Origin of the sequence: Bacillus sp. RIT 809, from assembly GCF_016892495.1 — a bacterium.
GTDB lineage: Bacteria > Bacillota > Bacilli > Bacillales > Bacillaceae_G > Bacillus_A > Bacillus_A cereus_U.
The window spans coordinates 41,792-62,236 of sequence record NZ_JAFEMR010000018.1 but is presented as its reverse complement, the minus strand read 5'-3'; the positions used below and the strand labels follow the sequence as shown (position 1 = coordinate 62,236).

The window sequence follows — 20,445 nt, the reverse complement described above, 5'->3', positions numbered from 1 at the left end:
ATCGCCTCCTTTAGCTCGAACCGATTATTGCTTGATCAATTACATCTGAATCATTGACAGTCGTTGAGCTTTGATAATTGTAGACAGAGACGTTATCCCCAACGTTAAATGAACCGGCTCCGGCAAAAGCGCGTGAATAACTAATAGGCCTAATCGCAAATACATCTCCAATATGAAAAATACCACTTGATCCAATATTAACGATACGAATATGTCCGACCATAGCTGGCATACAAAACACCTTTCATTTTTAAAATTTTCTTTTCTACTATTGTATGGGCGTTTTCAATAAAATGTGTCCTTTTTTGAAATAAAAGAAACACATACGTTATTGCGTATGTGTTTCGAACATTTGAGTGTGTGTGCAATCTGTATGTATAGGCCAAACAACATTTAAGAGCCTGTCCAGTTCTTGGCTACAATCTACTGTTTTTTGAGAAGTCATTCCGTAGCGTTCAGCAAAATAGATCATTTTTTCGCGTTTTTTTTCGATAGCTTGCTCAAACATTGAAATCGGCTCCATCTCTCAATAAATTTTATGTATATATGTAGTACATATTATACAAAAATCCCATAAAAAAGAAACACCTTCGCCAAAAAAAGTATAATTTCTACATTTTATGTCAAATGAAGGGTGAGGAACGAATGTAAGAAGGGAGGAATATTGTAAAAATTAGCGTGCGTGAGAAGGTTTTTTTCTTAAGGATGCGAATACAATTAAAGGGTATGAGTTTTAGGATGGAGAGTGGAAATGTTGCGTTTTGTAACGGCGAAGAAAGAAGAAAAGGTATTTGTAGGTATTGTGGATGAAGAGGAAGAAAAAGTATTACATTTAAGAGAAGCGCAAAGACAAAAAGGGGAAAAGGTTACGATCCCAATTACCATGTTAGAGTGTATTGAAAGAGGAAGCGAATGTCTTGAGAAGGTGTGCGACATTGTAAATTGGGCGAAGGAAAATGCGGGATCGGCGTATTATCCGTTAGCAGAGGTGAAAATATTAGCACCGATTCCAAGGCCGAGAAAAAATATTCTTTGCGTTGGAAAGAACTATCGTGAGCATGCGGTAGAAATGGGCGGAGTAGAGTCTATCCCTGAAAATATAATGATTTTTACAAAGGCGCCAACAACAGTGATCGGAATTGATGAGCAAATTAATGGTCACCCTCACGCAACGAATGAACTTGATTACGAAGGTGAACTAGCAATCGTTATCGGTAAGCGAGGGAAACAAATAAAAATAGAAAAAGCTCTTGATCATGTTTTTGGATATACAGTTATAAATGATGTAACTGCTCGGGATATTCAAAGAAAACATAAACAATTTTTCCTAGGGAAAAGTTTCGATACATTTTGTCCAATGGGACCGTATTTAATTCATAAATCGATGGTTAGAACGCCGAATGCATTACACATTGAAACAGTGGTAAATGGAGAAGTAAGGCAAACTTCAAATACGAGAGAAATGATTTTTTCAGTAGAAGAAATTATTTCAACTATAAGTAAAGGTATGACATTAGAACCAGGAGATATCATTGCAACAGGGACACCAGCTGGTGTTGGTAAAGGTTTTACACCACCGAAGTTTTTGCATGCTGGTGATGAAGTTGTTGTTACAGTAGAGGGAATTGGTACGCTAAGAAATATAGTGAAATGAAAAAAAGAGCTATCTTGTGAAAAGATAGCTCTTTTCTATGGGCGTGGATTAACGGAGTAATCTATAATGGCGAAAATATACAATCCGATTAATGCTAAAGTGCAAATTCCAATTAGCATAACTGCAAGTGCGCTTCTCTCACGGCCAAAACCGATAACTGTAAGGAAAACAGCAGCCCAAAATGATGCTTTAAGTAGTGTGAATGTATTAGGAGTTGAATAATGACTGAGTAGAGTTGTAGATAATATGAAGCCGATGAATGTCATAGAAATAAAAATTGTAGCTAAATGGTTAATGTGTTTACCGTATTTCAAAAGCATACAGTTACCCCCTTTTTAACTAAAAACAGAATATTCAATTTTATTTTACGGTAAATTACTAAAAAAAGAAAGAGGTTGTCCTATATTTAGGACAACCTCACTATGATTAAGATAGTACAGCTTTAATTTTTTGGAATGCCCACTCTAAGTCTTCTTCAGAGATTACTAGAGGTGGTGCAATACGAATTACGTTTTCGTGTGTTTCTTTACATAATAGCCCAGCTGCTTTTAGTTGTTCACAGTAAGGACGAGCTGCCTCGTTTAATTCGATACCGATGAATAAACCTTTACCGCGAATATCAGTAATCATTGGGTTATCAATTTCTTTTAATTGCCCAACTAGTTTTTCTCCTAATTGAAGAGAACGCTCTGTTAATTTTTCTTCTTCTAATACTTCAAGAGCTGCGATAGAAACAGCACATGCAAGTGGGTTACCACCGAATGTAGAACCGTGAGAACCTGGCTCGAATACGCCTAAAATGTCGCTGTTTGCTGCAACACAAGAGATTGGGAATACGCCGCCGCCAAGTGCTTTACCAAGTATGTACATGTCAGGAGTTACATTGTCCCAGTCGCAAGCAAATACTTTACCAGTACGACCTAAGCCTGTTTGGATTTCATCTGCTACGAATAAAACGTTTTCTTTTTTACATACTTCAAAAGCTTCTTGTAAGAAACCAGCTGGTGGAATGTTAATTCCTGCTTCACCTTGAATTGGCTCTAAAATGAATGCAGCTGTATTTGGTGTAATCGCAGCTTTTAACGCTTCTAAATCACCGTAAGGAATTACAATAATGCCAGGAAGCATTGGACCGAAGCCGCGCTTGTACTCTTCGTTTGATGACATAGAAACAGCACCCATTGTACGTCCGTGGAAGTTATCTTCACAAACGATGATTTCTGCACGGTTTGCCTCTACCTTTTTCACATCGTAAGCCCAGCGACGAGCTGTTTTAATTGCAGTTTCAACAGCCTCTGCGCCTGTATTCATAGGAAGTACCATATTTTTATTTGTTAGTTTCGCAACTTTTTCGTACCAAGGACCTAATTGATCGCTATGGAAAGCACGAGAAGTTAACGTAACTCGATTAGCTTGGTCAATTAAAGCGTTAATGATTTTTGGATGACGATGACCTTGGTTTACTGCAGAATATGCACTTAATAAGTCCATATAGCGGTTTCCTTCAGGATCTTCTACCCAAACGCCTTCTGCTTTAGAAATAACGATTGGAAGTGGATGGTAGTTATTTGCCCCGTATGTGTCTGTAAGTTCGATAATATCTTTAGTTTGAATCATGATTGTTCCCCCTTTTGTTATTACAAGAAGTTTGTAAATACTCTAAATATTATATCATTTAAATATAAAAAAGCGAAACATTTCCTGAAAATAAATGAACATGTTATCATATAGAGTGAAAAAGTGTGAAAAGAGGAGGCAGGGATACGATGGTACATATGCATATTACAGCATGGGCGTTAGGATTAATTTTATTCTTCGTTGCGTATTCACTTTATTCAGCAGGAAGAAAAGGTAAAGGTGTACATATGGGGCTTCGCCTTATGTACATTATCATTATTGTGACAGGTTTCATGTTGTACATGAGTATTGTGAAGACGGCAACAGGTAGCATGCACATGTGGTACGGCATGAAAATGTTAGCTGGTATTTTAGTAATCGCTGGAATGGAAATGGTTCTTGTGAAAATGAGCAAGAACAAAGCAACAGGGGCATTTTGGGGATTATTTGTTATCGCACTTGTAGCGGTATTTTATCTTGGTTTAAAATTACCGATTGGCTGGCAAGTATTTTAATTGAAAATAAAACCACCTTATGCTCTCAAATATTTGGGAGATAAGGTGGTTTTTTTATTTTATGTCGCATCGAGATGCAACTCTTCTCCGTTTACTTTCGTAAATCGCAAAATATTTTTATTAGAGGAAGAGTGGCGTACGAAATGATGTTGCAATGTACAAATCATTTCATCGTTATCGAACAAAAGAATATTTACTCCTTCGCATGCTTCATCTTTCGGTAAGAATGATAAATAATTATGACAATACATGCAATCATATAAAGAGTAATTAAGCGATTGCAATGATTCGGTTAATAATGTAAAGACAGAGTCAGGTAACTCTTCAAGCCATTCATGATAGCTAAGAAGTAATTTTTTTCGAATTCGTATCATTTCCCCGTTTTGCAAATGGTGCTGTTCGTTGGCGATTTGTAATACATCTTGTTCATAGAAACGGGCTGGTAGCCAATTGTTGTTATACAAAAGTTCAAATCCATCTTGGATAATATCTTCTAATATAAAGGCTTCATCATTTTCATCATCAAAGAATACCCATTCATTGTTTATATATTCGACATTACCGACTGTATGAGCGCGCGGTTGGTTATACAAAATATGTTTGCGTTGTACCATAGTTCATTTCTCCTTTTATAGAAATAGTTATTCTTGTTATGGACAGTTCGTACGTTCTTTATAACTAGACACACCTAAAGAGAGGTGGGCATACAATAAAACACGCTTTACACTGTGAAACTGCTATTCCATATATGGATAGTTAGTTATCGTCAAGTTTGTTGTTTTTATGTATCCGCACTCATAGGGTGGGGATTACTGCACGTTCAGAAACAGATATTAGATTAGGAAGGATGATTCTTATGTGCGGGATTACAGGATGGGTGGATTATAAACGCTCATTAGAAGGGGAAAGGGGCATCGTGACGAAGATGGCGGAAACGCTAGCGAAACGCGGTCCAGATGATAATAAAGTTTGGATTAAAGGGAACGTCGCATTTGGGCATAAACGGTTAATCGTTGTAGATCCTGAAGGTGGTAAACAACCCATGACTTGTTTGAAAGATGAAACTAGTTATGCGATTTGTTATAACGGAGAGCTCTACAATACAGAAGATATTCGCAAAGAGTTATTAAGAAGAGGTTATACATTTAAAGGGCATTCCGATACAGAAGTACTATTGGCCTCTTATATTGAATGGAAAGAAGAATGTGTCGATCATTTAAACGGTATATATGCGTTTGCAGTATGGGATGAGAAAAATGAACGAGTCTTTATTGCGAGAGATAGATTAGGTGTAAAACCGCTTTTTTATAAATATGATAGCGGACGATTATTATTTGGTTCAGAGTTAAAAGCGATACTAGCGCATCCAGATGTGAAGGCGGAAGTAACGTTAGAAGGATTATCGGAAATATTCGGCCTCGGACCATCTAGAACACCTGGTCACGGTATATATGCTGGTATTCAAGAACTGCGCCCGGGTCATGCAATGACGTTCTCAAAAGATGGTTTATGCATATGGAGATATTGGAATGTGGAAAGTAAAAAACATGAAGATTCATTTGAAGAAACAGTAGAGAAAACTCGTTTTTTATTACAAGATGCGATTACGAGACAATTAGTTTCTGACGTACCACTATGCACTTTTTTATCAGGCGGTGTAGATTCAAGTGCTATAACAGCAATAGCTGCAAAAGAGTATGAAAGATCAGGAAAAGGGCAATTACACACGTATTCTGTTGACTATGAAGATAACGAAAAATACTTTAAAGCGAATGCGTTTCAGCCGAATTCAGATGCTCCATTTATTAATTTAATGACAGAGACATTTCAAACAATCCACCATCGCTGCGTCATTTCCAATGAACAACTAGCACAGTATTTAACAGAAGCAGTACTCGTTCGTGATTTGCCTGGTATGGCAGATATTGATTCGTCATTATTATGGTTTTGCCGTGAAATAAAACAAGATTTTGTCGTCGGATTATCTGGAGAATGTGCAGATGAAATATTCGGTGGTTATCCGTGGTTTTATAGAGAAGATGATTTACAATCAAGTGCATTTCCGTGGATGCGTTCTACAGAAGCGCGTGAACAACTTCTAAAGAAAGAATGGAGAAATAAATTAAATTTACAACAATATGTGCAACAACGCTATGAAGAATCGATTCAAGAAGTTCCTATTTTAGAGGGAGAAAGCCCATTAGAAGCGAAGAGACGACAATTATTTTATTTAAACATGGTATGGTTTATGACAACATTATTAGACAGAAAAGACCGTATGAGTATGGGGGCAAGCTTAGAAGTACGCGTTCCATTTGCGGACCACCGACTTGTCGAATATGCGTGGAATATTCCTTGGGAAATGAAAATGTATAAAAACCGCGAAAAAGGTCTATTGCGTAAGGCGTTAGAAGGATTACTTCCAAATGATATATTGTATCGAAAGAAAAGCCCGTATCCGAAAACACATAATCCGCACTATACGAAAGCAGTCACAGTATGGCTCCAAGATTTATTAACGGATAAAGGCTCAATTTTGCATGAATTGTTCGATAAGGAGCAATTGAGCGGGTTGATTGAGTCGGGCGGAAGTGCATTCCGAACGCCATGGTTTGGTCAATTAATGACAGGACCTCAACTTTTAGCTCATTTAGCGCAAATTCATGTTTGGTTTAAAGAGTATGGGGTGAATATTAAAGAATAAGGGAAAAGGGCGGCTTGCAAATTGTTGTGAGCTGCTTTTTTATTAAATGAATTATCATATAAAATTCAAAGTTATATTATAGATAATATTTATTTAGAATTATTATTTTGACGTATTTATTATTGCTTGTTATACTTGAAAACAAATGTTCTTGAAAAAGATTCTCATTTCAAAAATTGAGTTGTCATATAGAGGGCGAAGAAGAAAATAGGTTTGCTTGTGATGGTGTATGGAACGCCAGAGTCATTAGGTGATGTAGAGGCGTATTATACTCACCTTCGTCACGGGCATAAGCCGTCTGAAGAAGCGCCCCAAGAGTTAATCGAACGGTATAAAGCAATTGGTGGAATTTCACCGCTTGCGAAAATAACGAAAGAGTAGGCGCATAAATTAACAGATTCAATGAATAAAATGTTTACAGAGTATGAATTTGCTTGTTACTTAGGTTTAAAACACATTGCTCGATTTAGAAGTTTTATCCCGCATTAACGGGCAGTAAAACTGCCACCTCAAAATTCAGCTGGAGCAAAGAAGTTAGGTGGGAGATCAACCGCCCGTAAATGCCCGATTGGTGCGGGCTAATAATCAGTGGGGGATGAACACCCCCCACTGATTAAAGTTTCACTTTATATGACAACGATTATGAATGTAAAGTTGTAACTGAGAAATTAAATGCCGCATATTTTAGACCGAATATGCCCAATGAACAATCTGTATTTATCGATTGTTTAACTGGAATTGTTTCCAAAAAAATGAAGGAAATAGTTGACAAGGATTTAGTTTTGAATAATAATTAGTTTATAATAATTTTAAATAAATAATTATTACTGTGAAAGAAAGAGGAGGATCCCCCTAGATGAATCCAAATAATCGCTTAACAACAAACCAAGGTGCTCCAGTTGGAGACAACCAAAATTCTCGTACAGCTGGTCGCCGTGGACCGGTATTGTTAGAAGACTATCATTTAGTAGAAAAACTTGCACACTTTGATCGTGAACGTATTCCAGAGCGTGTTGTGCATGCACGTGGTGCAGGTGCTCACGGTGTATTCGTAACGAAAAACAGCATGAAACAATATACGAAAGCAGCGTTTTTACAAAATGAAGGAACTGAAACGCCTGTATTTGTTCGTTTTTCAACGGTTATTCATGGTCAAGGTTCTCCAGAGACAGCTCGTGATCCGCGCGGGTTCGCTGTTAAATTTTATACAGAAGAAGGAAACTATGATATCGTAGGTAACCATTTACCAGTTTTCTTCATTCGTGACGCAATTAAATTCCCTGACATGGTGCATTCTTTAAAACCAGCACCTGATACAAATGTTCAAACACCAGATCGTTACTGGGATTTCATGACGTTAACTCCAGAATCTACACATATGATGACATGGGTATTTTCTGATTATGGTACACCAGCAAACTATCGCGAAATGGAAGGTTTCGGTGTCCATTCATTTAAATGGATTAATGCAGAAGGTAAAATTGTTTACATTAAATATCACTGGAAGCCACAGCAAGGTGTACGTAATTTAAGTGCGAAAGAAGTGCAAGAAGTACAAGGAAAAGACTTCAATCATGCAACTCGTGACTTATTCGATGCAATCGAAAAAGGAAACTATCCGAAATGGGATTTACACGTACAGGTAATGCAACTAGATGAAACGGATTCTTTAGACTTCGATCCATTAGATCCAACGAAAGTATGGTCAGAAGATCGCTTCCCGTTAATTGAAGTAGGGACAATGACGTTAAATCGTAACCCGAAAAACTTCTTTGCGGAAGTAGAACAAGCGGCGTTTACTCCAAGTGCAACTGTAAATGGTATTGAACCATCTGAAGATAAATTATTACAAGGTCGTTTATTCTCTTACCCAGATACGCAGCGTTATCGCCTTGGTGCAAACTATTTACAAATTCCTGTAAACTGCCCGTACGCAGCTGTTCGTAACCAACAACGTGATGGTGCGATGCAAGTGGATCAAAACCCATCTACAATAAACTACGAACCGAGCCGTCATACTGAAAATCCAGTTGAAGATCCAACTTACCGCGATTCAACTATGAAAGTAGAAGGCTACGTATCTCGTGAAAAAATTGAGAAACCAAATGACTTCAAACAAGCAGGTGAACGCTACCGTTCATTCTCTAAAGAAGAGCAAGATAACTTAATTGCAAACTTAACAAATGACTTAAAAGACGTAAATGAACGCACGAAATTATTAGCTGTTTGTAACTTTTTCCGTGCAGATCAAGAGTACGGCATGCGTTTAGCGCAGGCATTAAATGTTGATATTACGCAATATGTAGGAAATGCTCCGAAATAAATAGGGAAAGACGACTGGAAGAATTTTCGGTCGTCTTTTTATTTTACTTGTAGCGTTAGGGGGTATTCTTGGCTTCCGCTATGTCGGAATTTGTTGGTAAATCGATATATCGTGTCGAACCGCCGATATATTGAAAGAAACGATCGATATATTAAAAAAATCGTTGATATATTTACAAAAATACAGGGTGGGGTATGCCGCCCGGTGCGATAAAAAAGAGATGGAATCTACTATTAATAGATTCCATCTCTTTTTATTTAATTTACTCGTTCAGTATACTCGTAAGCTTTCTCCCCATGCATCGAAATATCAAGCCCCATTTGTTCTTCGTGCTCATCGACGCGAACAGGGAGGAAGAAGTTAATGGCTTTAATGATGGCGTACGTCATTATGATCGTGAATGCATATGTTGCGCCGATTGCTATAAGTTGTTTGAAAAGGAGAGTGGCGTTTCCGTAAAATAATCCGTTAGCGCCATCACCGTTTACAGTAGTAGTTGCAAATAGTCCAGTTGCAATACCGCCCCAAGTTCCTCCGATGCCGTGGCATCCAAAGGCATCAAGTGTATCATCGTATCCGAATTTGTTTTTTAAGAAGAAGACAGCACCGAAACATAATATACCACCAATTGCTCCGATAAGAAGAGCGGAGAAAGGTGTAACGAATCCGCAAGCTGGCGTAATTGCGACTAAACCAGAAACAACCCCGCAAGCAGCTCCCATCGCAGTCGGCTTCGATTGGAAGAACCATTCGGAAAGCATCCAAGTTAGAGCTGAGGCAGCGGCGGCTATATTTGTATTAATAAATGCGGCTAAAGCTACGTCATTTAAAGATAATGCACTACCGACGTTAAAACCGAACCAGCCGAACCAGAGTAAGCCTGCGCCTAACATTGTAAATGGTAAATGGTGAGGAGAGGTACCGCTTATGTTTTTTCGTTTTCCTAGGAAAATAGCTAATACAAGACCGGCAACACCAGATGTGATATGAACGACATTACCGCCAGCGAAGTCGAGCGCCCCAAGTTCTCTCAGCCATCCACCGACGCCCCATACCCAATGAGCGACAGGATTGTAAACGATTGTTGTCCAAAGAAGGATAAAAATAAGAAAGGCAGAAAATCGCATTCTTTCAGCGAATGCACCTGAAATTAAAGCGGGAGTTAAAATAGCGAACATGAGTTGGAACATCATAAATAAATTGTGAGGAATAGTAGATGAGTAGTCTGGGTTTGGTGCGTAGGTAACTCCGTTTAAACCGAACCAATCGAGATTGCCGATAAGTCCGTGCCAATCTGGTCCGAATGATAAAGAATAACCGATAACAATCCATTGAATCGAAACGATAGCCATTGCGCTATAACTGTGCATGGTCGTGCTGAGTACGTTTTTACTGCGAACCATACCTCCATAAAAAAGTGCCAATCCTGGTGTCATCAACATAACCATTACTGTCGTTACAAAAATAAAAACTGTATCTCCCGTATTCATTCTCTCTCCTCCTATGATGTTAGAAAATATAACATCGATTCGTTATGTTTCATATCATATTCGAAATAAAAAGAAAAATCAACTAAAAATTCAGAAAACTTTTTAAGTAATGTTAGAAAACCTAACATGATGTATTTTGGAGGGGTAAAGTGAAACTTTAATCAGTGGGGGTTTTGTCCATCCCCCACTGATTATTAGCTGAACCAATCGGGCTTTTACGGGCAGTTATCTCCCACCTAACTTCCTCGCACTCGCCGAATTTCGAGGTGGGAGTCTTACTGCCCACAAATAGCGGGATAAAATCAACGTATGCGATTTGCTCTAAAAATTGGTATAATATTCTTACAATTGGGAGTTTGGGGGGATGCGTGTGAAAAAAATATGGACTAAGGAACTATTCATTTGTTTTTGTTTAGCTGTTATTTTGTTTGTACCAGTACATACTTTTGCGGAAGAAAAAAGGGAATGGCGAGATGAAGTTATATATTCCATTATGATTGATCGCTTCAATAACGGAGAACCGAAAAATGACAAACAGTTAGACGTTGGTAATTTAGAAGGGTATCAGGGCGGAGATATAAGAGGGATTATAAAAAGATTGGACTACATAAAAGAAATGGGATTTACTACTATTATGCTTTCTCCGCTTTTTGAAAGTGAAAAGTATGATGGATTAGGCGTTCGAAACTTTCAAAAAGTAAATGAACATTTCGGAACAGAAAATGATGTGAAAGAACTTGTAAATGAGGCTCATCAAAAAGGAATGAAAGTTGTCTTTCAATTTCCGTATGAAGAAAATGAACAACAATTAATAGACTCGATGAAATGGTGGATAAAAGAAGTCGATTTAGACGGAAGTTATGTGATACATAGTGAAAAAAAGCCGCGTACTTTTTGGGATGAAGTGCAAAAGGATTTGCAGAAGGTAAAGAAAGATTTTCGCATTATGACAAAGGGAGATAATGAGTACTATAAAAAAATAGTAGAGTCATTTTCAAAAGTAGATATGTCTGTGAAACCTTTATATGATGTGAGCGGGAAAGAAGAGGAATTCGCTACGTTTTTAGATAATCAAGAAACAAAGCGGTTTGCGCGTATTGCAAAAGAAAATATATATTACCCGCCGTCTCGTTTAAAACTAGCGCTCACTTACTTATATACATCCCCAGGGATACCGAATTTTTATTACGGAACTGAAATCGCATTAGACGGGGGAGATGCTCCAGATAATAGACGATTAATGGATTTCAAATCGGATGAAAAGTTTATGCAGCATATAACGAAGCTAGGTGAACTTAGACAAGCGAGACCATCTTTACGACGCGGTACGTTTGAACTTCTATATGATAAAGATGGAATGAGTATACTAAAAAGAAAGTATAAAGACGAAGTAACATTAGTAGCGATTAATAATACGAAAGAAACGCAAAAAGTTTCCTTACCTGTAAGTGCAATTGGTGAAAAACAAGAGTTAAGAGGATTGTTAGAAGACGAAATTATAAGAGAAGAAAACGGAAAGTTTTATCTTGTTTTAAAGCGCGAAGAGTCGAATGTGTATAAAGTTAGTGAAGAAACAGGTGTGAATTGGTTATTTATTTCCTTAATAGTTGGTGTGAACGTATTATTTATTACTTTTTTAATTACGGTTAAAAAGAAACGGAAATGAGTAACTCTTCTTTTGGGTAGTCTGTTTACAGTTCAAGATGAGGTGAGATATTTGAGGAGAAAGAAGTTGTTCGCTCTATGTTTTTGTCTTCTTATCGTATTCGTAAGTTTGTATTTTTGGGCTAACGGTGATGATGGGGAATTTGTTCAGTGGGGCGATAGTGTTCATTCTGTCGATACAGCGGTTCTTAAGAGAAATAATATTAAATACAAAATTGAAAATGATAAAGTGTATATTCCAGAAAAATCATTTGATAAAGCAATATATTGTTGCTCGTAATAAGTATAAAACCTCCTCTGAATAGAGGAGGTTTCTTTTTAGCGGTAGTTAATGAACTGTACGTCGATTGGCAAGTCAACGCTGCGAACGGCTGCGATTACTGCTTGTAAGTCATCACGGCTTTTCGCTGTTACGCGTACTTGGTCATCTTGAACTTGTGTTTTCACTTTTAATTTCATTTCTTTAATGATGTTGTTGATTTTTTTCGCGTTATCTTTATCGATACCTTGTTGCAGAGTTGCACGTTGGCGAACAGTGTTACCAGATGCAGTTTCAACTTTTCCGTAGTCCAAGTTTTTAATTGGAACGTTACGTTTTACAAGTTTAGAAATTAGAACGTCTTTTACTTGGTCTAATTTGAATTCGTCATCAGAAGTTAAAACAAGTACTTCTTTTTCTAATTTAATATCACTTTTACTACCTTTAAAGTCATATCGGTTTTGGATTTCCTTTAATGCGATGTTAATTGCGTTTGTTACTTCAGGTAATTCTACTTTCGAAACGATGTCAAAAGAACTCTCTTTTGCCATAGTTAGCACCTCCAAATAAATTTCTATCTTTTAATGCACCTAAATAGGCTATGTAATATACATATTAAAGTATAGCGGAAAATACATCGATTAGATAGAGTGTTGCAACTTAAGTGTTTTGACGGATCATCCGTAGGGTAATATAGTCCTATAGATAAAGTCGTTATTTAATTATAGTGAATTTTGGGCAGTTGGACAAATAAAGGAAAAATCGTGTTATAATTAACTTTTGTTTGGAATGATAAAAAAGATAACTTTATATATATAGAAGGGAATTAAAAAATATGTATTTGCAATTAGGATCGATTGAACAGGTAACTGTTTTACGCGAAACGGAAATCGGATATATGGTTGGAAACGAAGAGGAAGAAATCTTCCTACATAAAAACGAATTAGCTGGAGAAATTGCAGAAGGCGATACGATTGATGTATTCTTATACCTTGATCACCAAAATCGTATTTCAGCAACAATGAAGGAACCAATTATTACAACACATGATTGGAATTGGGTAAAGGTTGTAGAAGTTATTCCTAGTTTAGGTGTGTTTGTTGATATTGGTGTATCAAAAGATATACTAATTCCACTTGATGAGTTTCCAATTTATATGCCAGTATGGCCTCAAGAAGGCGACGAATTATATTGTACGTTAAAATTAACGAATCGTGATCGTTTAATTGCTCTTCCGGCAAGAGACAGTGATATGCAAGAAATTATCGTAGATGCAACGCCATCTATGCGTAATAAAAACGTAAATGGACGTGTGTATCGCTCACTTCAAGTTGGTTCATTCATACTAACTGACGAGCATTTCCGTGCTTTCTTACACCATACAGAAAGAAAAGAACAAGTCCGCATCGGTGAGCGCGTAACAGGCCGTATCATTGACGTGAAAGATGACGGTACAATCAACATTTCACTTCTTCCTCGTAAAGAAGAAGGAATGGAAGATGATGCAGCAGTACTTTATGCATATATGGAAGAACGAGGCGGAGCAATGCCGTTTTGGGATAAGAGCAACCCAGAAGACATTAAAGAACGTTTCAATATGAGTAAGGCTGCCTTTAAGCGTGCACTTGGTAAACTGATGAAAGAAGAGAAGATTTACCAAGAAGAAGGCTGGACTTACTTTAAGAAATAAGATAAATGAAACAGGACTATTTTTTCTCTTGATTTTTAAGAGAAGAGATAGTTCTTTTTTTATTATAAAGTAGATAAAAAGTAAATAAGGTGTAATAAAATTCACAAAATCTGAAGATATACAAACGACTAGAATACGTTATGGTTTTTATTATAACAAGAACGAAGATTATTTCGAATAAAAAGAATATTAAAATGAGTTTTTGGGCTTTTAGTTAACAAAGTTTCAAAAATAAACATTTTATAAAGGTTTCCTTTATATATGATTATTGTATTTCGAGGGTTTCCTTATAAATCTTAGCTATATATTTTACAAAATCAATGATGGGATAGTGTATGAGCGAGCGGTGCTGCGCAAAACGAACTCCTGATTTTTCCATTTTCGAAATGAGTTGTTCAATTTCCAACTCTTTTTGTTGTATCTTATTATAATTTTGATATACAATGTTTTTCCATTGATAGGAAGAACCGTGAAAATAACTCTCTCCTTTTACCCTGTGATTAAATATTATTTCTATTTTTTCTCTACGTTGTCTTTCTTTCATATACGATTCCGTTGACTGCATGTTTATCGCCTCTTTCCTTTGTATTGTATACTGTTTCCAAAAATTCGGTCTAACTCATCATAGCCAATGTACAGTGATTTTGTTGGGAATTGTCGTTTAAGGCTATCTCATCAACTGTATATATTTTCCAAGTTCTTAATCTAATATCTTATATCTAAATAAATTGTTAGTGTGTATAAAACGCCATTAATCTTTTAAGTTTTTACTGCTAATAACAAAATTAGAAAGTAGCGAAAACGCATGAAAGATTAATTGTTTATCAATCTTTATTATAAAACGATTCTTTATGGGTATGCACCTTTTTATAATCACCAAGATTTACAACATGACGAGTATCTTCATCCATGAATGTTATTCTCTATTTACTGAGGATAGTTTTTTTATTTAGGTTAACTAACATATCGTATGCCTCAGTATTCCTTTTATAAAAGAGGACAATATATGTAACGGTTCCCCTTTTGATATGAAGAAATCATATCAAAACATAGCGCTCTTAAAGAATTTTGTTACAAATTTATTATGTTTGACTTTAAAAAAAGGAACGTAATATTTATTTGTAGAAAATTTTAAGGGTAAAAATAGAATGACTATTTATATGATAAGAAAAGGGGGCACTTATAGATGCTAACAAATGATTTAGATTTCCGATTAGAACCACGTTTAAAAGAAATGTATGAACAACATAAAATAAGAGCGCAGAAGATAGACTGGGGTTATCATGAGTTTTTACCATGGGATAAGGGAATGGACTTTAAAAGAGTTCCTTGGGATGAAAGTCAAGTTACTCTTCCTTCTGGTGTAATTACGGCCATCGAAACAGCTTTATTAACAGAAGTGAATTTACCATGGTTTACAACGTATTTATCTGCGACTTTTAAAGGATCCCTTTCTGTTATTACAGACTTTATTCATACTTGGACTTCAGAAGAGGATCAACATTCGAATTTATTGGAGATATATTTACTACTCACTCGAAGTGTGAACCCTAAACGAATACATGAATTAAGAAAGTCAGTCGTTGAGGGTGGATTTGAGCCTGATTTTCATACACCAATCGAAGCAATGACGTATACGACGCTACAAGAACTTGCAACGATGGTGTTTTACAATAATGTAGCTAAGGTTGCAAGTAAGTACGATCCAGATCTTGCTACATTATTACGCCGTCTTGCAAAAGATGAAACTCTTCATTATGCGTTTTATCGAGACGTCATTCGAACACATTTGGAATTGGAACCTAATTATTGCTATCATATTGCCAATGTAATTATGAATTTTAAAATGCCAGGTGCTGTCATGCCTGATTTTGAAAATAGAATGGCTGTGATTGCAAAAGAAGCTAACTATGGACCGCTACAATATTTTGATCAAGTACTTGATGTAGTGGTTGATTATTGGGGGTTAAAAGATTTACGACCAATTGCACCTCTAGCTGAAAAAGCAAGAATTGAGATTTTGGAGTACCACACAAGATTGAAAAAAATACGGGATCGATTTGGTCGTTTTCAAGGGAAAACTGATCTACGTTAATTAGTAGAGGTTTCAGAATATACGCGGGAAAATCCCCCTTCCCTTTATTCGAAATCCGACACGCTCCCTATAAATTTGGTGCTGTTTTTACTAAATTTTATTTTTGAAGAAAAAGATATTGACACTAAAAATAAATTTATGATATTATTAAATATTTGATAAAAAATCACATATATGTTAAGCTTAACAAGGTTACCATATATGGAGGTGGATTATATGTTTCAAATTGGCGATAACATTGTTTATCCAATGCACGGAGCAGGTATAATTGAAGCCATAGAAGAAAAAGAATTCTCAGGGAAAAAACAACAGTATTATGTCATAAAAATGTCAATCAGTAATATGCAAGTCATGATTCCTATGGGTAAAATATTAAGTTCGAGTATACGCCCAGTTACTGATATACTTGCATTAAAACACATTATACACATTTTTCAGCATGGAGAATCAGATAGATTACTGCCGTGGAAACAAAGGTATAAAGTGAACACGGACAAAATAAAAACGGGTGAAATACAAGAAGGTGCTGAAGTTGTACGTGATTTAATGCGTATGAAGAAAGAAAAAGCACTTAATACAAGCGAAAAAAAAATGTTGGATAACGCACATGAATTTTTGATTAGTGAACTAGGATTAATTAAAGGGATCACTGAAAATCAAATAAAAAGTTTCGGTTAAGGTTCATTATAGATAATGTATTACATCCCCCGGAAATATCCTGAATTTTTCGGGAATATGATTATTATTAAAAATAAATCATTTCAAAGACATTCAACTTCTTCAACTCACTTTTAGAGTAGGAACCTCTTTTGTTATTACTTCAATCTAATCCATTTTTATTTTTACATTTCTTTTACGAACGTTCGAAGTTTCATCAAATAACTCGATTAAATAGTCACTTGATTTTTGCAATCCTGATTCACACTGGCACGGACAAGGAGCCGTAAGGATGAAAGAGAGGTAGGGCTTTCATTGTTTTAGGTAATATACTATCTAAGTCATTATTTCTAGAAGAAAAAACAATCAATCTCACCGCTATCTTTAAGAGTTTCTTACATCTATTGAGACAGTGAATAGTAATTGTTTATCTTCTTTACGTAAAATTGATAAACGAACTGGTAACACCATATGGTCAACTACAAAAAATGGTTTCCAGACCAGGAAACCATTTTAAATTTCATTTACATAACAATAGTAAATTAAGCAGTAAGAAGGAGTGCACACATGAAAAAAATGTTAACAAAAGAATTAAGTAATGAATTAAAGAAGCGGGAAGGGATCATTTCTATTACGGTTGAGCCTTATGAAAAAATCGAAGTTGGTGGAATTCGTGTAGATGGACCAGCTGTTATTCTAATTAATCAAGAATAGCTAAAAATAGTTGAATGAACGAAGAAAAGGATCAGCCTTTACGAGAAGGGAAGATCCTTTTTGTTTGCTGCAGTTAATATGGGATATACATAATTTTCATCTGATGTGTTGGGGGTTAAAAGGAAGGAGAGGGTCGGGATTATCATAGTGGAAAGCTTAATATTGGTAGGATTTCTTTTCATGTTATATACATTAGTTGCTAAAAAAACAAACTAATTATTTAAATGGACAGATTTTTCTTTTTAAGGTAGGGATTTATTTTATTGTGAAATGGATAATTTAGATGGATGCAAGGAAAGAACGCATAAAATACGAGGAAATGTCAAAGAATTATGACTGTATTTATTTCGTTTATCCTATTAATTGTGCTTGTTTGTAGTCGTGTGATTATCATAGGAGCTACAGGGGGAAAATATGGAGTGTTTTTATTGTTAGCAATTTTACTTAACGCACGTATTACTAAAGAATCTCAAAAAATGTATGAGCACTATTCTAATAAAGGGCGTATTTAAAATGATACATATCTTGAAAGGAACAGCCTGGATGTACATTCAAAATATCCCTATATAATCACCTATTAACTAGTAAAAGTAACCTTATATAAATAATTTTTTAGCAATTTAGGAATAGAAAACGCACCTTATTAAAATGTTATTTTCGTTCCTATAATGAATTATCCTTCTAGTATAGTTATAAGATTTATATCATATATTAAGAGAAAAAATGTAAGTTAGAAAGGAGTCCTATAGAATGAGTTATTTAGAGGCAAATGACTTTTAGTGAACAAGATATGGTAAGTGTACCTTATATCAGACATTACAATCGGTAATTGGTAAACATGTGGTTATTGAAACTGTAAGAGGTAATGTAAGAGGAAAGTTAAAGAATGTGAAACCAGATCATTTGCTCACTGAAGATAAGGTGCCGCATATTGTACGTATTCAACAAATTGTATGGATTATGCCAAAACAATGATCAAATTACATCTAGTTTGATTTATAACAGATTGGCGTCATAGACGCCCAAATAAAAATACAGGGTTTTATCTCTGTGTTTCTTCAAATTTTCGTTTTTGAATATATGCTTGAGCATGAATGATTTCTTCCTGAAGTGCTTCTAATTCTTCCGTAGATCCTAATTCAATCCTCATATAAGTAGTAACTAAACTAATCATCATATCCATCTTCTCTACTATATTTTGAATGACCTGTTCAGATTGCTCTTTTTTAGGGTGTTGTATTGCTATTAATACATTTTTCATATAATTGTTCTTTCTTTGCTGGATATCATAAATAAACTGTTTTGTGTTTGAGTTCATTTGTTGTTCCTCCTTTTGGATATATTTCCATTCTATCATATTTGAATAGAAAATATTGGATTCCCCTAAATTCACACCTGTCTCGTATATCTCCACAAATATACAAACTAGTTCCTTAACGTACAGGGAATAAATTGAAATGCGTCAATTTTATGTCTAAATGTACAGTTTTCTTTTTTGGGTATGGTGCCCCTAATAGCTTCAGTTGAATTTTGTATGCTTTTAGTTACAAGAGATTAAGAAAGAATAGATGAGATATTGAAACGGAGGTACGGAAGTGCAAGATAATGAACTGGAACAATTAATAAACCGTCGTTCCGTATTATCCTCTGAAAAAGAACGTGAAATATTAGCGACGGATTTAAATGATATATATGAGAGTAGTCAAAGGTTTGAAAAGTTGCTTGAGAGTATGGTGAACTTTCAGCAAAATAAAGACGACTTAATAGATATATTAATTGAAGTAGAGATAGAACTAGATCACATCAATTGGCATTATAAAAGTCTGAAGAAAAAGCTGAAAGTATTAATGAAAGAATAAAAAGCACGACCTTATTTAAAAAAATAAGATCGTGCTTTGTTTTAGTTCCCTTTCCCAAAAAGATGAGAAAATGTATCTTTCAAATCATTATCGTTTATTTTAATATTCGCCTTCTTTAATTCATCTTGTAATAATTTTTGACCGAAGGAAGGGTCGGCAATACGTTCTTCTTCTAAGTCTTTACGTATAGAGTCTTTCACTTTATCGTAAGGTTTTAAATCTTTTTTATCAGTTAGTTTAATAATGTGATAGCCGTTTGGTGATTTAACGGGATTGCTAATTTGTCCAACCTTTAATTTGTAGGCAGCTTTTTCAAATTCAGGTGTCATTTTGCCTGCCCCGAAGTATCCGAGGTCTCCGCCATTATCTTTTGATAATATATCTTGAGACTCTTGTTTCGCTAATTCTTCAAATGAAGTGCCGGTATCTAATTTCTTCTTTATTTCTTTCGCTTCATTTTCGTCACTTACTAAAATGTGACTAGCTTTAATTTCTGGTTTATAGTGGTCTTTCACATCTTTTTCTGTAACGCTTTGTTTAATCGCTTCATTTAATGAAAGTTTGAATCTAATTTGATTTTTGAAATCTTCTTCATCTTTTAAACGATTATTTTCTAGTGTTGCTTTGAATTGTTCTCCATATTGATCTTTTGCTTTTTCTACTTCTTTATCTACTGCATCATTAGATACTTTATATTTTTTAGTAATAACATCTTGTGCTACCATTTCGTATAGCATGTCTTTTCCGTATCGATCTTTCAATTGTTTTTCGAAATCGCTCTTCGTAATGGTTGAGTTTGTTGTTGTAGCGATTGTGGCCGAGTCATTTTTTTGTCCGCAAGCAGATAGCATTAATATACTTATTAGTGCAGTGATAATGAATGTATTTTTTCCTTTCATGCTAACACCTCATCCGAATATGTTATCGCTATTGTAGAATATAGAAGTGAACATGAAGTGAATTTTTAATGTTTTTTCCCTGTAAAATGTAAAAAAAGTACATCAACATTAACGTTGATGTACGATGTAATCAAAGGTGATCGGTTTTCTTAGAATATGCACGTTTTCCTTGCTGAATATTTTTTTGCTCTTGTTCATTTTTTTGAGTGCGCTTTGCATTATTGTCGCGTGCTTTTTTGTCGTTATCGCTCGTATGTGGCATATGTATCAACTCCATTTCTAAACGTTGTATGTTTATCATTTC

The 20,445-nt window shown here is 35.4% G+C and carries 22 protein-coding genes and 4 pseudogenes; 15 read left to right on the top strand and 11 right to left on the bottom strand.

The annotated features are described in order from the left end of the window. Positions 1 to 10 precede the first annotated feature (10 nt). Both gerPA and JTF23_RS19250 read right to left on the bottom strand, forming a co-directional pair. The gene (gene gerPA, locus JTF23_RS19255) at positions 11 to 232 is read right to left on the bottom strand and encodes a spore germination protein GerPA (protein WP_002158912.1); all 222 of its coding nucleotides are present in this window, start codon (positions 230 to 232) and stop codon (positions 11 to 13) included. Between the two features lie 96 nt (positions 233 to 328). Continuing rightward, on the bottom strand, positions 329 to 508 hold the full coding sequence (locus JTF23_RS19250) for an aspartyl-phosphate phosphatase Spo0E family protein (protein ID WP_002087032.1): 180 nt from the start codon (positions 506 to 508) through the stop codon (positions 329 to 331). Positions 509 to 751: 243 nt separating this feature from the next. Here JTF23_RS19250 and JTF23_RS19245 point away from each other — a divergent pair, with 243 nt between their 5' ends. Next, entirely contained in the window at positions 752 to 1,654 is a 903-nt protein-coding gene (locus tag JTF23_RS19245; protein ID WP_002158910.1) for a fumarylacetoacetate hydrolase family protein, read from the top strand. 35 nt (positions 1,655 to 1,689) lie between these two features. Here the strand turns inward: JTF23_RS19245 and JTF23_RS19240 are convergent, their stop codons facing one another. Next, a complete protein-coding gene (locus tag JTF23_RS19240) occupies positions 1,690 to 1,974 on the bottom strand; it encodes a hypothetical protein (protein WP_204209398.1) in 285 nt (94 codons plus the stop codon). A 106-nt stretch (positions 1,975 to 2,080) separates the two neighbouring features. Further along, the gene (gene rocD / locus JTF23_RS19235; protein ID WP_002149886.1) at positions 2,081 to 3,271 is read right to left on the bottom strand and encodes an ornithine aminotransferase; all 1,191 of its coding nucleotides are present in this window, start codon (positions 3,269 to 3,271) and stop codon (positions 2,081 to 2,083) included. 149 nt (positions 3,272 to 3,420) lie between these two features. Here rocD and JTF23_RS19230 point away from each other — a divergent pair, with 149 nt between their 5' ends. Beyond that, positions 3,421 to 3,786: a YisL family protein gene (locus JTF23_RS19230; protein WP_002202805.1), complete on the top strand. Its 366-nt coding sequence runs from the start codon at positions 3,421 to 3,423 to the stop codon at positions 3,784 to 3,786. A 59-nt stretch (positions 3,787 to 3,845) separates the two neighbouring features. Here the strand turns inward: JTF23_RS19230 and JTF23_RS19225 are convergent, their stop codons facing one another. Beyond that, the gene (locus JTF23_RS19225) at positions 3,846 to 4,400 is read right to left on the bottom strand and encodes a DUF2777 domain-containing protein (RefSeq protein WP_204209397.1); all 555 of its coding nucleotides are present in this window, start codon (positions 4,398 to 4,400) and stop codon (positions 3,846 to 3,848) included. 242 nt (positions 4,401 to 4,642) lie between these two features. Between JTF23_RS19225 and asnB the strand changes: the two genes are divergently transcribed. From asnB to katB, 4 genes and pseudogenes are all read left to right on the top strand, one after another. Further along, complete coding sequence (gene asnB, locus JTF23_RS19220; protein WP_204209396.1) at positions 4,643 to 6,490, top strand: asparagine synthase (glutamine-hydrolyzing); 1,848 nt, start codon at positions 4,643 to 4,645, stop codon at positions 6,488 to 6,490. 207 nt (positions 6,491 to 6,697) lie between these two features. After that, positions 6,698 to 6,958, top strand: a pseudogene (locus tag JTF23_RS19215) (ferrochelatase); the annotation flags it as partial. Between the two features lie 158 nt (positions 6,959 to 7,116). Next, a pseudogene (locus tag JTF23_RS19210) lies at positions 7,117 to 7,287 on the top strand (ferrochelatase); the annotation flags it as partial. 59 nt (positions 7,288 to 7,346) lie between these two features. After that, a complete protein-coding gene (gene katB, locus JTF23_RS19205) occupies positions 7,347 to 8,813 on the top strand; it encodes a catalase KatB (protein WP_204209395.1) in 1,467 nt (488 codons plus the stop codon). 257 nt (positions 8,814 to 9,070) lie between these two features. Here the strand turns inward: katB and JTF23_RS19200 are convergent, their stop codons facing one another. After that, the gene (locus tag JTF23_RS19200) at positions 9,071 to 10,303 is read right to left on the bottom strand and encodes an ammonium transporter (protein ID WP_204209394.1); all 1,233 of its coding nucleotides are present in this window, start codon (positions 10,301 to 10,303) and stop codon (positions 9,071 to 9,073) included. Positions 10,304 to 10,667: 364 nt separating this feature from the next. Here JTF23_RS19200 and JTF23_RS19195 point away from each other — a divergent pair, with 364 nt between their 5' ends. Further along, positions 10,668 to 11,969 carry an alpha-amylase family glycosyl hydrolase gene (locus JTF23_RS19195; RefSeq protein WP_204209393.1) on the top strand — a complete coding sequence of 434 codons (1,302 nt, stop codon included), beginning with the start codon at positions 10,668 to 10,670 and terminating at the stop codon, positions 11,967 to 11,969. Positions 11,970 to 12,020: 51 nt separating this feature from the next. Next, entirely contained in the window at positions 12,021 to 12,248 is a 228-nt protein-coding gene (locus JTF23_RS19190) for a hypothetical protein (RefSeq protein ID WP_033714674.1), read from the top strand. 38 nt (positions 12,249 to 12,286) lie between these two features. Here JTF23_RS19190 and JTF23_RS19185 read toward each other — a convergent pair whose 3' ends face one another. After that, on the bottom strand, positions 12,287 to 12,778 hold the full coding sequence (locus JTF23_RS19185) for a YajQ family cyclic di-GMP-binding protein (RefSeq protein WP_002030284.1): 492 nt from the start codon (positions 12,776 to 12,778) through the stop codon (positions 12,287 to 12,289). Positions 12,779 to 13,062: 284 nt separating this feature from the next. Between JTF23_RS19185 and JTF23_RS19180 the strand changes: the two genes are divergently transcribed. Further along, a complete protein-coding gene (locus tag JTF23_RS19180; protein WP_002011240.1) occupies positions 13,063 to 13,917 on the top strand; it encodes a CvfB family protein in 855 nt (284 codons plus the stop codon). A 265-nt stretch (positions 13,918 to 14,182) separates the two neighbouring features. On the opposite strand, the gene JTF23_RS19175 is transcribed toward JTF23_RS19180, so the two are convergent. Continuing rightward, positions 14,183 to 14,482 (bottom strand): hypothetical protein, encoded by a 300-nt coding sequence (locus JTF23_RS19175; RefSeq protein ID WP_016104161.1) that lies wholly within the window; start codon positions 14,480 to 14,482, stop codon positions 14,183 to 14,185. 621 nt (positions 14,483 to 15,103) lie between these two features. Between JTF23_RS19175 and JTF23_RS19170 the strand changes: the two genes are divergently transcribed. The 5 genes and pseudogenes from JTF23_RS19170 (at position 15,104) to JTF23_RS19150 (ending at position 18,358) form a co-directional block, all read left to right on the top strand. Continuing rightward, positions 15,104 to 16,012: an acyl-ACP desaturase gene (locus tag JTF23_RS19170; protein ID WP_204209392.1), complete on the top strand. Its 909-nt coding sequence runs from the start codon at positions 15,104 to 15,106 to the stop codon at positions 16,010 to 16,012. A gap of 216 nt (positions 16,013 to 16,228) precedes the next feature. Next, positions 16,229 to 16,690 carry a CarD family transcriptional regulator gene (locus JTF23_RS19165; protein ID WP_002149222.1) on the top strand — a complete coding sequence of 154 codons (462 nt, stop codon included), beginning with the start codon at positions 16,229 to 16,231 and terminating at the stop codon, positions 16,688 to 16,690. Positions 16,691 to 17,236: 546 nt separating this feature from the next. Beyond that, positions 17,237 to 17,383 carry a BC1881 family protein gene (locus JTF23_RS19160; protein ID WP_000738547.1) on the top strand — a complete coding sequence of 49 codons (147 nt, stop codon included), beginning with the start codon at positions 17,237 to 17,239 and terminating at the stop codon, positions 17,381 to 17,383. 283 nt (positions 17,384 to 17,666) lie between these two features. Next, positions 17,667 to 17,895: pseudogene (locus JTF23_RS19155) on the top strand (hypothetical protein). A gap of 238 nt (positions 17,896 to 18,133) precedes the next feature. Next, positions 18,134 to 18,358 (top strand): annotated as a pseudogene (locus tag JTF23_RS19150) (DUF2642 domain-containing protein). A 67-nt stretch (positions 18,359 to 18,425) separates the two neighbouring features. Here JTF23_RS19150 and JTF23_RS19145 read toward each other — a convergent pair. Beyond that, positions 18,426 to 18,701, bottom strand: coding sequence for a hypothetical protein (locus JTF23_RS19145; protein ID WP_016104166.1), 276 nt, complete (start codon positions 18,699 to 18,701; stop codon positions 18,426 to 18,428). 277 nt (positions 18,702 to 18,978) lie between these two features. Here JTF23_RS19145 and JTF23_RS19140 point away from each other — a divergent pair, with 277 nt between their 5' ends. Continuing rightward, entirely contained in the window at positions 18,979 to 19,242 is a 264-nt protein-coding gene (locus JTF23_RS19140; protein ID WP_204209391.1) for a hypothetical protein, read from the top strand. Positions 19,243 to 19,283: 41 nt separating this feature from the next. Here JTF23_RS19140 and prsA read toward each other — a convergent pair whose 3' ends face one another. Then, positions 19,284 to 20,141: a peptidylprolyl isomerase PrsA gene (prsA, locus tag JTF23_RS19135; protein WP_204209390.1), complete on the bottom strand. Its 858-nt coding sequence runs from the start codon at positions 20,139 to 20,141 to the stop codon at positions 19,284 to 19,286. A gap of 130 nt (positions 20,142 to 20,271) precedes the next feature. Next, complete coding sequence (locus JTF23_RS19130; protein ID WP_001120851.1) at positions 20,272 to 20,403, bottom strand: DUF3941 domain-containing protein; 132 nt, start codon at positions 20,401 to 20,403, stop codon at positions 20,272 to 20,274. Between the last annotated feature and the right edge of the window lie 42 nt (positions 20,404 to 20,445).